The organism is Roseixanthobacter liquoris, assembly GCF_043195135.2.
In the GTDB taxonomy this organism is placed as follows: Bacteria; Pseudomonadota; Alphaproteobacteria; order Rhizobiales; family Xanthobacteraceae; genus NCEH01.
This window is the reverse complement of record NZ_CM195537.1, coordinates 1,800,932-1,814,807: the sequence shown is the minus strand read 5'-3', so window position 1 is coordinate 1,814,807 and position 13,876 is coordinate 1,800,932. Positions and strand designations below refer to the sequence as shown.

The 13,876-nt window shown below is 68.8% G+C and carries 6 protein-coding genes; 2 read left to right on the top strand and 4 right to left on the bottom strand.

Features of this window, described 5'->3' with window-relative positions; all coding sequences use genetic code 11:
* Positions 1–91: 91 nt before the first annotated feature.
* Positions 92–3,643 carry a YhdP family protein gene (locus tag V5F84_RS07990; protein ID WP_394044133.1) on the bottom strand — a complete coding sequence of 1,184 codons (3,552 nt, stop codon included), beginning with the start codon at positions 3,641–3,643 and terminating at the stop codon, positions 92–94.
* Positions 3,644–3,777: 134 nt separating this feature from the next.
* Here V5F84_RS07990 and V5F84_RS07985 point away from each other — a divergent pair, with 134 nt between their 5' ends.
* Positions 3,778–4,248: a peroxiredoxin gene (locus tag V5F84_RS07985; protein ID WP_394044134.1), complete on the top strand. Its 471-nt coding sequence runs from the start codon at positions 3,778–3,780 to the stop codon at positions 4,246–4,248.
* A 57-nt stretch (positions 4,249–4,305) separates the two neighbouring features.
* Here the strand turns inward: V5F84_RS07985 and prfB are convergent, their stop codons facing one another.
* The 3 genes from prfB to V5F84_RS07970 all read right to left on the bottom strand — a co-directional run bounded on the left by prfB (position 4,306) and on the right by V5F84_RS07970 (position 9,664).
* Complete coding sequence (gene prfB / locus V5F84_RS07980) at positions 4,306–5,436, bottom strand: peptide chain release factor 2 (protein WP_394044135.1); 1,131 nt, start codon at positions 5,434–5,436, stop codon at positions 4,306–4,308.
* A gap of 223 nt (positions 5,437–5,659) precedes the next feature.
* Positions 5,660–8,110, bottom strand: a complete 2,451-nt coding sequence (locus tag V5F84_RS07975; RefSeq protein ID WP_394044136.1) for a penicillin-binding protein 1A — start codon at positions 8,108–8,110, stop codon at positions 5,660–5,662.
* Positions 8,111–8,350: 240 nt separating this feature from the next.
* Positions 8,351–9,664 carry an N-acetylmuramoyl-L-alanine amidase gene (locus tag V5F84_RS07970; protein WP_394044137.1) on the bottom strand — a complete coding sequence of 438 codons (1,314 nt, stop codon included), beginning with the start codon at positions 9,662–9,664 and terminating at the stop codon, positions 8,351–8,353.
* Between the two features lie 877 nt (positions 9,665–10,541).
* Here V5F84_RS07970 and V5F84_RS07965 point away from each other — a divergent pair.
* Complete coding sequence (locus V5F84_RS07965) at positions 10,542–13,844, top strand: Rne/Rng family ribonuclease (protein WP_394044138.1); 3,303 nt, start codon at positions 10,542–10,544, stop codon at positions 13,842–13,844.
* Positions 13,845–13,876 lie beyond the last annotated feature (32 nt).

The following is a 13,876-nucleotide window of genomic DNA, read 5'->3' as shown; positions in this document are numbered from 1 at the left end:
CTTGGCCTTAGCCTTAGGCGGCCAATTAATATTTCCCCATGACACGGAACAATGAAGTCCCGGGACGCGGTTGCGCGCGCGGAGAGCGCAATTACCGCACCGGAGGCGTATCGCTGGAATCGCGGAACTCGAACATCTTGCGCAGGAAGCCCGGCGCCACGGCGGAAAGGGGATTGACCCGCAAGGTCGGCCCGCTCATGGGGCCGGTGACCTCGAACGTCACGCCCACCAGCCCCTCGTTCGGCCCTCCGCCCAGCAGCATGCCGATCACCGGCACCTTGCTGAACAGATTGTTCAGCCCATAGGCGGGCACATAGGTGCCGCGCATGGAAATGCGCTCGGCGGCGAAATCGATGGTGCCGTCCACGGTCACCCCCGCGACCGGTCCCCAGATCGCCCCCTCGCGAATGGTGACGCTGCCCGGCGTGCGGATGAACTTCGCCTGCGCCTTCTGGAACACCGCCGTTCCCGGCTCCTGGCGGCCGGTGGAATCGCGCGCGGCCGCGCTCAGGCTCTCCAGCCCCGGCTCGCCGCGCACCACGAAATCGCGGATGTTGACCGTGCCTTCCTGGGGCGAGCTGTCGCCGCGCGGCGGGTCCACCACCACCCACATGTCACCGCCCTCGATCTTGGGATAGATCTCCAGGAAGCGCAGCACCGCGCCGGCGTCCGAGGTGCGCAGGAACAGGGCCCGGCGGCCGGCGTCGGTATTGCGGATCTCGCCGGCGAGATTGCCCTCGCGCCCCACTTTCGCGCTCAGGGAGAAGTTGCGCAGCTCCACGCCGCGCCGGCTCACCGTCAGGTCCATCTGGCGCAGCACCTCGCCATTATTGCCGGTGAGCGCGCCGATCTTCGCCTCCACATCCACGTCCTGGTTGCGCGGCGGCTTACCGGTCTTGGGGTCCTTGGGCGCGGCGGGGCTGCCGACAAGGCTTTTCATGATGCCGCGCGCATCCACCACGTCGCCGGTGATGCGCACCCGCAGCACATCGCCGGAGCGCTCGGCCTTCAGGCTGGCGCGATCGCCGTCGGAGAGCTGGAAGGTGGGAAAATTGGCGGCGTTCACATCGCCATTGTCCGCCAGTTCCAGCGAGCCCTTGATGAGCGCGCCGGACCCGTCGAGCACCAGTTCGTTGATCTTGATGCGCGTGCCCGTGTCCACCGTGGAGAAGCGCGCCTTCAGGGGCCGCCCGGGCGGCTTGGAGAGGCCGGGGATCAGGTCGGAGATCCGCGCCGCGGTCAGGTCCAGTTCGATATTGGCCTTGGTTTCCTGGTTGTTCGTGGTGCCGACGAGCTTCAGCAGCACCGGCCCGGAAACCGCGGTCAGGCCGATGCCGATCTTGCTGCGCGCGGCATCGTCCAGGGTCGCGTTCACGCGCAGGTCGGCGTCCGCCTGGTCCTTCTTCTTCTCATATTCGAAGGTCGCGGGCGCGCCGGCGAGCTTGCCGTCGCCGCGCAGCAGGATGCCGGCGGGCGTGGCGAACACGGACACCGTCGCCCCTTCCATGCGCTGGCCGGCGAAGACATTGTCGACGCCGAAATCGGTCAGGGTCGCCTCCACCGAATAATCGGTGTCCGCGGGATCGGCGACCTTGCGGAAATGGATGTTGATCTGCACCAGGGCGGACAGGCGGCCGCGCGTGGTGGCGGGATCGTACGCGGCTCCCGTCGGCCCCTTCAGGGCGTCCATGCCGAGCACCTCGATGCCGGCATCGGCCGGCCCCTCGATCCGCACGCGGATCTGGCTGCGCGGCTCGCGCGGGAAATAATCCGGCATGAAGAACACGCCGTCGCTCAGGGCGAGCTTGCGGTTGCCGGGCGTCACCACGGTGCCGTCGGGCAGGTTCACCCGCACGGTCCGCCCGGTGACGACCACGGAAAGCCGGGCATCGCGGATCGGCGGCAGGCCCTTCAGCGCCTGGATGGTGAAGCCGCTGCCGGCCATCTCCAGATGCACCGCATCCTCGGGCAGCGGGATTTCCTTCTGCCCGATCAGGTCGAGCGGCATGTTCACGACGATGGTCGAGCCGTCCACCGTGCCGCCGGTGACGTTTTCCAGCACGAAACTGCGCGCGGGCGGAGCGATGGAGACCGGCCAGAAGCGGCGCACCGTGCTGGAGGGCATGCGCGAGCCGACCGCATTCAGCTTGATGGCCGGGACGTCGATGCCGAAATCCACCATGCCGGTAAAGGTGAGGCCGCCGGCGGCGCTGGCGAGCGCGCCGCGCTCGAACAGCAATTGCTTGTTGGGCGGCGCATAGCGCCCGGCGACTTCGACGGACGTGAGCATCAGGGGCGGATCGGGCATTTCCGGGCCGGCGAACACCACTTCGCGCTGCCGCAAGGTGTAGGGCCAATCCTGGTCGGCGGCGGCGGGAACCTTCACCTCGCCCTGCAAGGCCACCTTGTTGGCATTCTTGCTGGCCACCAGCTGGTCGATCGCCACCACGCGGCGCTGCGGGTCCAGGGTCATCGCCAGTTCGGCGCCGTCCAGGGTGAAGCGCTCCAGCACGTCCTCGCCATTGCCGATCTGGCCGGCGCCGAGCTGCACCTTGGCATTGGCGGCGCGCACGTTGCCGTCCAGGGCGAGGCGCGCGTTGAGCGAGGCGGACAGGGGCATGTCCATGTAGAAGCGCCGCCAATCCTGGCTGAACGCCTGCACCAGGTCGCGCGTCGAGACGTCCTTGAGGTCCAGCATCACGCTGCGTTCGCGATCGGCGACCGGGCCGATGGTGGCGACCAGGGTGGCGGTGCTGTGCGGGCTCTTCACGGTGAAGGTGAGCACCACGCCGCCATGGGAGGGACGGGCGAGGCGGATCGAGATGTCGTCGAACGCCACCTTGCGGCCGCTCGCCTCGTTCTGCACCACCAGCGTGCCGTCCTTCAGGCCCACGTCCTGGAGCGCCGCGCCATCGAGCCCGCCGCGCTCCAATTGCTCCAGCCATTGGGCAAGGCCCTTGAGCACCAGCGGATCCGCCATCTGCGCGCGCGTGGCGCCGGCGGCGGAGGGCGCGGCGGTGGCCTGCGCGCCCGGCGTCGCCCCGGTGCCGGGCGGCGCGGCGGTGCCGGCCGCCGGGGCCGTCACGGCGCCCATGGGGGGCACCAGCGGTTCGCCGGCGGGTGTGGCGGTGATCTCTTTCGCGCCCTTGCCGGCGGCCACCGCGACCGAACCGGACGCGGCGATCTTCACCGTCATTTCCGCGCCGATGAGGTCGATCCGGCGCGCGCGCGGCGACAGGGTCAGGAGGCTGCCTTCCAGCTCCACCTCGGCGCTCGGGGCGCTGGCGACCAGTTCGTCGCCGGGGCCGGTGACGCGGATGTCGTGGACGATGACGACCGTCCGCCCCTCCTCGATGGTCTCCATCGTGGTGGAGCCGATCTTGACCTTGTAGTGCGGCCCGAGGCGCTCCTCGATGGCGCGCTCGATATAGGGCGTGGCGAGGTTCGCGGTGACGACGCCCTGGGAGATCAGCGCATAGAGCGCGAGCGCGGCGAGGCCGCCGATGGCGAACACGCCCACCAGCAGCCACATGGCCAGCCGCGCGGCGCGGCTGCGAGGCACGAGCGCACCGGCGATGCCTTGCAGGCGCGAACGCCGCAGATGCCGTTCGCCCGGCTTGAGCTGCCTCGCGTTTTCGCTCATCCCTATGCAACCCTCCGCGTGCCGACTGGCGCCCCCGCGCCCGCATGGTGCGGCGCCAGAATGTACGATCCTGTTCTCCAGGCAAGGGCATCTGGCTCAGGCGGTATGACACCGACACGTCGAAAGGAAGGCACTTGGCCGAAATTCCCCCGCTGGGCGCACCCGCCCCCGCCTTCACCCTGCCCCGCGACGGCGGCGGCACCATTTCCCTCGGCGACTTCGCCGGCCGCAAGCTGGTGCTTTATTTCTATCCCAAGGCTGATACCCCGGGATGCACCAAGGAAGCCATTGCCTTCAACGGCCTGCGCGCCGAATTCGAAAAGGCCGACACCGCCATTCTCGGGGTCTCGGCCGATCCCGTGGGCAAGCAGGACAAGTTCAAGACCAAGTACGACCTGGAAATTCCGCTCGGCTCGGACGAGAGCACGGCCATGCTCTCGGCTTATGGCGTGTGGGGAGAAAAGAGCATGTATGGCCGAAAATACATGGGGATAGAGCGCGTCACCCTGCTCATCGACCGCGACGGCACCATCGCCCGGGTCTGGCCGAAGGTGAAAGTCGCCGGCCACGCGGAAGAGGTATTGGAGGCCGCGAAGGCGCTGTGACCCGGGCCCCGACGGCGCCGCGCAAGGGGCGCCGTCCTTTCTCTCACGCGGCGTGTTTCACTCCACGTCTTCGACCTGGTCCGGCCCGCCGCCATAGGCGCGCTGCGCCAGGGCGGCTTCCATGAAGGGGTCGAGATCGCCGTCCAGCACTTCCTGCGGGGTGCCGGAGGTGACGCCCGTGCGCAGGTCCTTCACCAGCTGATAGGGCTGGAGCACGTAGGAACGGATCTGGTGGCCCCAGCCGATATCGGTCTTGGCCGCCTGCTCCGCCATCGCCTCGGCCTCGCGCTTCTTCAGCTCCAGGTCGTAGAGCTTGGCGCGCAGCATGTTCCAGGCGGTGGCGCGGTTCTTGTGCTGGGAGCGGTCGCCCTCGCTCACCACCGCGATGCCGGTGGGAAGATGGGTCAGGCGCACCGCCGATTCGGTCTTGTTCACGTGCTGGCCGCCGGCGCCGCCGGAGCGCATGGTATCCACCCGCACGTCGGCTTCCTTGATGTCCACCACGATGCGGTCGTCCACCACCGGATAGACATCGACGCTGGCGAACGAGGTCTGGCGGCGGGCGTTCGAATCGAACGGCGAGATGCGCACCAGCCGGTGCACGCCCGCCTCGGTCTTCAGCCAGCCATAGGCATTGTGGCCCTTCACCTGGATGGTGGCGGACTTCAGGCCCGCCTGCTCGCCCTGCGATTCGTCCATCAGCTCCACCTTGAAGCCGTGGCGCTCGCACCAGCGCCGGTACATGCGCAGCAGCATTTCCGCCCAGTCCTGGCTGTCGGTGCCGCCGGCGCCCGCATGGACTTCCAGATAGCTGTCGTTGGAATCCGCCTCGCCCGAGAGCAGGGCTTCCAGCTCGCGGCGCGCCAGCTCGGCCTTCAGCCCGTCCAGGGCCGCGGCGGCTTCCGCGATCACGCCCTCGTCGCCCTCGGCCTCGCCGAGCTCGATCAGCTCGACATTGTCGGCGAGGTCGCGATTGACCCGGTCGATGGCGCCGAGCGCATCTTCAAGGCCCGTGCGCTCCTGCATGATCTTCTGGGCCCGCTCGGGATCGTTCCAGAGGTTCGGGTCTTCGGCGATGGCGTTCAATTCGGCGAGGCGCCGGCGCGAGCGGTCCACATTGAGATGCTGACGCAGCAGATCAACGGACTGATTGATCTCGTCGACTTTCGCGGCGAGCTCCGCGCGCATGGGAAACCTTTCTGATCCGAGGGCCGCGGAAAATAGCGGCGGGGCGCCGGCCTGTAAACGGGCGCGGGGCGAAAGAGCGCGAAACGCCCCGCTCCCGCCGCGCCGACACCCTCCCCCCTTGCGGGAGCGGGCGGGGGCAAGGGGTGCCGGGACCGTCGCCGGGATTAAGCGGAGGAAGAGGCCCCCTCCCTCGCAAGCGGGAGAGGGAATGAGGACGATACCCTCAGTAGAGTCCGCCGGTCCCGGCGCGCACCGCGCGGTCGGCCTCGGGCGTCACGGTGAGCGGGGCGTCGCTGGCGCCGATCACCGAATAGCTGTCCGGCGGCGCGGTGCCCGGCTTGAAGGCTTCCAGGATCGCGTTTTCGCCTGTGCTCGCGCGCAATCCGCTCTTGGGATTGATGCGCACCAGCTTGATGCCCGGCGGCACGCGGAACGGGATCGCCGGCCGGTCGGCCAGGGCGGTCTTCATGAAGTCGCGCACGATCGGGGCGGAGAGCACGCCGCCGGTGGCGCCCTTGCCCATGGGCTTGGGCTTGTCGTAGCCGAGATAGACGCCCACCACGACTTCCGGCGTGAAGGCGACGAACCAGGCGTCCTTCTCGTCGTTGGTGGTGCCGCTCTTGCCGGCGACCGGCTTGCCGAGATCCTTCAGGGCCGTGCCGGTGCCGCGCTGGACCACGCCCTCCATCATGGAGGTGATCTGATAGGCGGTCATGGGATCGAGCACCACGGGGCGGCGGTCGATCAGGGTCGGCTCGGGCTGGTTCTGCCAGCTGTCCGCGTCGCAGCCGCGGCATTCGCGCTCGTCGTGGCGATAGATGGTGTGGCCGTAGCGGTCCTGGATGCGGTCGATGAGCGAGGGCGTCACCTTGCGCCCGCCATTGGCCATGATCGCATAGGCGCCGACCATGCGCATGAGCGTGGTCTCGCCCGCGCCGAGGGCCATGGAGAGCACCGGCAGCATGTCGTCATAGACGCCGAACTTCTTGGCATATTCCGCCACCAGCGGCATGCCGATGTCCTGGGCGAGGCGCACGGTCATCACGTTGCGCGACTGTTCCAGGCCGAAGCGCAGGGTCTGCGGGCCATAGAATTTCTTGGCGTAGTTTTCCGGCGCCCATACCCCGAGGCCGGGGCCCTGGTCGATCTCGATGGGCGCGTCCAGCACCACCGTGGAAGGCGTATAGCCATTGTCCAGGGCGGAGGAATAGACGATCGGCTTGAAGGAGGAGCCGGGCTGGCGCAGCGCCTGGGTGGCGCGGTTGAACTGGCTTTCGTCGTAGGAGAAGCCGCCGGAGAGCGCGAGCACGCGTCCGGTGAGCGGCTCCATCACCACCATGGCGCCCTCGACGTCCGGGATCTGGTGCAGGCGGTACTGCCCGTCCTTGCCGGCGATCGGCTCCACATAGATCACGTCGCCGGGCTTGAGCACCTGCGCGACCGAGCTCACCGCCTTGTAGGCGTCCGGCCCCTTGATCCAGCGGGCCCATTTCACGCCGTCCAGCGTGACGACGCCGAGGTCGCGCTGGGAGGAGATGCCGCCGCCCTTCTCGCGCGGCGGCTGCATGCCGATGCGTGCCGTGTCCTTGCCCGAATCGAGCACCACGGCAAGCTTCCAGGGAATGTCGTAATAGGCCTTCAGCTCCGCGAGCTTGGCGCCCCAGTCGCCGGTGATGTCGATGTGGTTGACCGGGCCGCGCCATCCGCGCTGCTCGTCGAATCGCACGAGACCGTCGGACAGGGTCTTCTTGGCGATCATCTGCATCTTCGGATTGAGCGCCGTGCGCACCGAGAGCCCGCCCTCATAGAGCTTGGTCTCGCCGTAGCGCTCATAGATCTGGCGGCGCACTTCCTCGGCATAATATTCCGCGGCGAAGATCTGCGCGCCGGTGGGGCGCGGCGTCACGTCGATGGGGGACTTCTTGGCGGCCTCCGCCTGGGCGGCGGTGATGTAGCCGTTCTCCGCCATGCGGTCGATGACCCAGTTGCGGCGGTCGGTGGCGCGCTCGCGCTCGCGGAACGGGTTGTAGGAGGACGGCGCCTTCGGCAAGGCGGCGAGATAGGCCGCTTCCTGGATGTTCAGGTCCTCGACCGACTTGTCGAAATAGACCAGCGCGGCGGCGGCGATGCCGTAGGCGCCCATGCCGAGATAGATCTCGTTCAGATACAATTCGAGGATGCGGTCCTTGGAATAGGCGCGCTCGATGCGCAGCGCCAGGAGCGCTTCCTTGATCTTGCGGTCGAAGGACACCTCGTTGGTCAGCAGGAAGTTCTTCGCCACCTGCTGGGTGATGGTGGACGCGCCCTGCGGCCGGCGGTTCGAGCCGAAATTCTGGAGATAAAGCATGCCGGCGCGGAAAATGCCGGAGGGATCGATGCCGCCATGCTCGTAGAAATTCTTGTCCTCGGCGGACAGGAACGCCTCGATCACCAGCTTGGGCACCGACTGGATGGGAATATAAAGGCGGCGCTGACGCGCCCATTCGGCCACCAGGGCGCCGTCATCCGCATGGACGCGCGTCATCACCGGTGGCTCGTAATTCTGCAATTGGGTGTAGTCGGGCAGGTCCTGGGAATATTTCCAGACGAAATAGGTCGCCCCCGCCGCCCCCGCGAGCAGCACCAGGGTGCCGAGGGCGAACAGAAATCCGAAGAACCTCAACAGCAGCCGCATTTCGCCGGCTCTCCCTCCACGACACCCGCAACGGCGGCTTTCCCTGCCCGATCCGGGCGAGCCTGTCCAAAAGCCGCATTCGCCCCCTTTGTGCAAGGGTCGCGGCGCGAGAACCTGGGAAATCGACGCCGCTGAGACGGCTATGTTGGCCAAAAGTGGCTGCTTCACGACGGAACGTCAAAAAGGACCGGGCTCACCTAGCGGCAGGTTTCGGCGGGTCCCAAGATCGCGCGCGAGGCTTCAGCGCGGCAGGCTGCCCGTGGCCACGGGTGCGGCAGCACCGGCGCCGCCGGCGACGCGGGTCGCGAAGAACTCGCCGATGGCGGCCTGCATGGCGTCCGTGACCTTGTCGCGCCAGGCGTCCGAGGTCATCAGCTTGAGATCCTCGCGGCTCGACATATAGCCCAGCTCCACCAGCACCGAGGGCACGTCGTGCGCCTTCAGCACGCGGAAGCCGGCGGATTTCAGCGGCGTCTTGTGGATTCGCCCGGCGCCCTTCATGGCGCCCACCAGGGTACGGGCGAACAGGGCGGAGAAAGTCTTGGTCTCGCGCTGGGCAAGGTCGAACAGGATGCCGGCGACCTCGTTGCTCTCCTCGGAGAGGTCGACGCCGGCGATCAGGTCGGCCTTGTTCTCCTTTTCCGCGACCTGCGCCGCCTCGGCATCGCTGGCGGTCTCCGAGAGGGTGTAGACGCTGGCGCCGCGCGCCTGCCCGTCGTTGCGGGCGAGCGCGTCGGCATGGATGGAGACGAACAGGGCGGCGCGATTGGCGCGGGCGATTCGCACCCGCTCGCCCAGCGCGATGAAGGTGTCGGTGGAGCGCGTCATGACGACGCGATACTGGCCGCCCGCCTCCAGCTTGGCTTTGAGGGCGAGCGCCACATCCAGCACGATGTTCTTTTCCGCAAAGGCGCTGGCCCCGGTGGTGCCCGAATCGATGCCGCCATGGCCGGGATCGAGGCAGATCACCGGCCGTGTATCGCCGTCGGCGGCGACATCCACGTGCGGCACCTCGGGCGGCGCGCCGCGCGCTTCGGACGCGGTCGCCACGGTGGAGGTGAAATTGGCCGCATCGGTCTTCACGAGGTCGAGCACGAGGCGCGCCGGCTGGTCGTCCACCGCTTCCAGCACGAACGCCTTGTCGATGGCGACCGGCTCGGCGAGATCGATCACGACGCGCGCCTTGCCGGGCGCGAAATCGCCATAGCGATAGGCATTCACCAGGCCGCGCTTGGCCTGCCCCTTGGAGGCGTCGAAGGCGAAGCGCACCTCCGGCAGGTCGAGAATGACGCGATAGGGATTGGCCAGGGTGAAGGCCCGAAATTCCACCGGCCGGCTGAGGTCGATCACGAGGCGCGTGCGCTGGGCATCGCCGGCGAGGCGCGCGTCGGTGGCGATGGCGGGTCCCGGCGCGGCGGCGGGGCGGGTGGCCGCTTCCGCCGGAACCGCGGGCGACGGGGCGGCGCCGGGGGCCGCTTCCGGGCGCGCCGCGAGTTGCACCGCCGGAGCCTCGGCGGCGCGGGCGGGGTGCCCCGGGGCGAGGCAAAGGCTCATGCAGCCCGCGACGGCCAAAACGAGAGTGAGGAGGCGCCCGGCAGCGGGGACACGCGCGGCGGCGCGGGGCGCGAGCGGATGCTCGGCCATGCCCCACGAGGGGATGGCACGGCGCGGCCGGCGCGATGCCGGCGCCGCTTTTGTCCATCCGGCGCGCTGCCTGCGGGCCCACATGTCCAGGAACCTTCCCTTGTCCGCCTTCCGGAGACGGCAAGACTTGCCATTTGTACCGGATAGGGGCGCTTTCGTTAATCCAAGGTTGACGCCGGGCACACTTATCGCCGCCCTGTTGTCGCTCCGACACAGGCTTGAACCACATTGTTGCCGGTGGAACAGGCATGAACCTTGCCAAGAGGCGAGCGGGACGAGTAAGAAGGAGATGTATACGGTTCGCGTTCCGGAACAGGCTCTTCGGCCCCCGGCTGCCGCGGCTGCCGCTGATGGCGTCCTGCTTGGGAACTTCCACTTTCCCGAAGCTGGTCCGGCATCTCCCGTCGCAGGCTGCTCAAGAATTTGAGTGTGCCACCCTGCGGCGCGCGCGCCCAAAGCGCGCGACTGGACGGCCGCTCGCGTCGCTCATGCCGCCGAGGAAGCTGTCTGTCGGGGGGAATCGGGCTGCCGTATGCCGGGGCCGGGCACTCGCCTGGTCTGATGCTTCGCTGAGGAACGAGTAGCCGAGGGCATGACTTTCAACCGCACGAACAGCGCGCACCACGTGCGCCCGTGTGTCTCGATGCGGAGGGTGTCGAAATGACCCCCGCGCGCTACAGCTCCTCTGTCTCCTCCCGCTTCAATTTCAGGCGTATCGGCGGTTCGCAGGCTTTGCCGCGCCGACCGTCGCGGAGCTGTGTCTCCGACGCCGCGCAGAGAGATTTCCATGCCCAACAAAATGCTCATCGATGCGACCCACCCGGAGGAGACCCGGGTCGTGGTCGTGCGCGGCAACCGGGTCGAAGAATTCGACTATGAGTCCGCATCCCGCAAGCAATTGCGGGGCAACATCTATCTGGCCAAGGTGACGCGGGTCGAGCCCTCGCTTCAGGCGGCCTTCATCGAATATGGCGGCAACCGGCACGGCTTCCTCGCCTTCAGCGAGATCCATCCCGATTATTACCAGATCCCGGTGGCCGACCGCCTCGCCCTGATCGAGGAAGAGGAGCGCGCCGCGCGCGCCGCCGACGAGGAAGACGAGCGCCGCGAGCGCCGCCGCGAGCGGCCGAAGTCGCGCCGCCCCTCGTCCGACGAGAGCGTCTCCAGCAATGTCGAGGAGATCGACGAGTCCGACGTGGTGGAAACCATCGAGGACGGCCAGATTTCCGGCGGCCCGGCCTCGGACGACGACGACGAGGCGCCCAACGAGCGGCGCGTCGACTATGCCGAGACCGACACCGGCGAGGAGATCCCGGTCGATCCGCGCGACCTGCCGGCCTCCACCGACGTCGCCGACATCATCGCCCACGAGGCGGGCGCGAGCCATGAGCGCGCCGCCGACCTCGAGGCCGAGTTGCCCGCGCCCCAGGAGCAGGCCGGCCTTCACGCCCGCGCCGCCTTCGAGGACGAGGCGCGCGCGGAAGCCCCCCTGGCCGACCGCGAGGAAAATCCCATCCTGCCGCCCGAGGACGGCGCACCGGCCGGCGAAGGCGCGGGCGAGGCGTCGGACGGCGAGACCGCCGAACGCGAGACCTCCGAGCGTGAGCCGCGCGAGCGCGCGCCGCGCGGCCGTCGCGGTTCGGAGAAGTCCCGCCGCTCCGCCGAGGACGACGAGGACGAGGACGGCGAGGAAGAAGACGAAGGCGTGGAGCAGATGGGCTCCGACGACGCCATGGAAGAGGTGCCCGAGCGCTCGCACCAGCGCCGCGCCCGCTCCTACAAGATCCAGGAAGTCATCCGCCGCCGCCAGGTGATGCTGGTGCAGGTGGTCAAGGAGGAGCGCGGCAACAAGGGCGCGGCCCTCACCACCTATCTCTCGCTCGCCGGCCGCTATTCCGTGCTGATGCCCAACACCGCGCGGGGCGGCGGCATCTCGCGCAAGATCACCAATGCGGTCGACCGCAAGCGCCTGAAGGAGGTGGTGCAGGACCTGGAGGTGCCGGAAGGGATGGGCATCATCCTGCGCACCGCCGGCGCCAACCGCACCAAGGTCGAGATCAAGCGCGACTTCGAATATCTGCTGCGCCTGTGGGAGACGGTGCGCGAGCTGACCCTCACCTCCAGCGCCCCGAGCCTGGTGTATGAGGAAGGCTCGCTGATCAAGCGCGCCATCCGCGACCTGTTCAACAAGGACATCGACGACATCCACGTCGCCGGCGAGGAGGGCTTCCGCGAGGCCCGCGACTTCATGCGCATGCTCATGCCGAGCCATGTGAAGAACGTCGTCGCCTATCACGATCACCAGCCGATCTTCGCCAAGCACGGCGTGGAACATCAGCTCGATGCGATGTTCTCCCCCGTGGTCCAGCTCAAGAGCGGCGGCTATATCGTCATCAATCCGACCGAGGCCCTGGTCTCCATCGACGTGAACTCGGGCCGCTCCACGCGCGAGCACCATATCGAGGACACCGCGCTCAAGACGAATCTGGAAGCCTCCGAGGAAATCGCGCGCCAGCTGCGCCTGCGCGATCTCGCCGGCCTGATCGTCATCGACTTCATCGACATGGAGGAGAAGCGCAACAACCGGGCGGTGGAGCGCAAGCTCAAGGATTGCCTGAAGAACGACCGCGCGCGCATCCAGGTCGGCCGGATCTCGCATTTCGGCCTGATGGAAATGTCGCGCCAGCGCATCCGCACCGGCGTGCTGGAAAGCTCCATCGAGGTGTGCCCCGTCTGCGGCGGCACCGGCCATGTGCGCTCGGCGGCCTCGGTGGCGCTGCAATTGCTGCGCGCCTTCGAGGAACAGCTGGTGCGCGGCGCCACGCACAATCTGGTCGCCCGCACCCGCGCGGAAGTGGCGCTCTATGTGCTGAACCAGAAGCGCGCCCATCTGCGCGAGCTGGAAGAGCGCTTCTCCGTGACGCTGCTCGTCACGGCGGACGAAAGCGTGACCGGCCACCAGCCGTTCCTGATCGAGAAGGGCGATCTTGCCGTGCCCCCGCCGGCCGCCCCGCGCCTCTCCAAGGCCGTGCATCCCGATTCCATCCTCCCCGAGGAGGAGTACGAGGAGGAGGATGAGGACACCGGCGAGGAAACCGAGGCCGGCGAGAGCGAAGGCGAAGCCGAGACCGACGGCGAGGGCAGCGCCGAGCGCGTGGACGAGAACGGCAATCGCCGTCGGCGCCGGCGCCGGCGCCGGCGCGGCGAGCGTGACGGCGAGCCGCGCAGCCTGCCCGCCGAGGGCGAGGGCGACGCCGCCGAGAGTGACGACCTCGCCGCGAACGCCGAGGGCGATGGCGAAGGCGACGAGGCGGACGACGAGGATCGTGCCGAAGGCGAAGGTCGCGGCGAAACCGAGGGCGAGCGCCGCCGGCGCCGTCGCGGTCGCCGGGGCGGCCGCCGCAATCGCCGTGAGGGCGAGGAGGGCGCGCCCCGCTCCGGCGAGGACGAGGACACCGCCGAGGGTCCGCTGGCCGCCGAGGGCGAAGGCGAGGCGGATGGCACCGAGACCACGCTGAGCGCGGAATCTCCGGTCGCTCTCACCGAAGCCGCCTTCGAGGCGGCACCGGTCCGCGCCCCCGAGGATATCGCGGCCACCCCCGCCTACGCAGCCTCCGAGGCCGAGGCCGCTCCCCAGGCGGAGACGGTTTCCGAAGCGGAACCCGTCCGCGAGGAGGAGACCGCGCCTGCACCGGTCGCGGCTGCTCCCGCGCCCGCGCCGGAACCCGTCCGGGCCGCCGCACCGGCGGAGGTGGAGCCGGAACCCGCCCCCGCCCCGCGCCGCCGCTCGACGGTGCGCGAGAAGGCGCCGGTCATCCTGACCGAGGACGGCGTCCTCGCCCCGGCGGCCCCCGCGGCCCCGGCCGCGAGCGAAGGCGCCCCGGCCGCGGAAGCCGCGGCCTCGAACCAGGAGAGCGCCAGCGTTCCCATCGCCGACGCCGATATCGTGACCGCCGAGGGTGCGACCGCCGAGGCGGAAGCTCCGCTGGCCCCGCCCGCGCCGGTCGAGGCGCGCGAGAGCCAGGAAGCGGCCCCGTCCGCCAAGCCGCGGTCCGGCTGGTGGCAGCGCAAGCTGTTCGGCGGGTCCTGATCTCATCAGGTCCAGACACGAAAGGGCGGCAG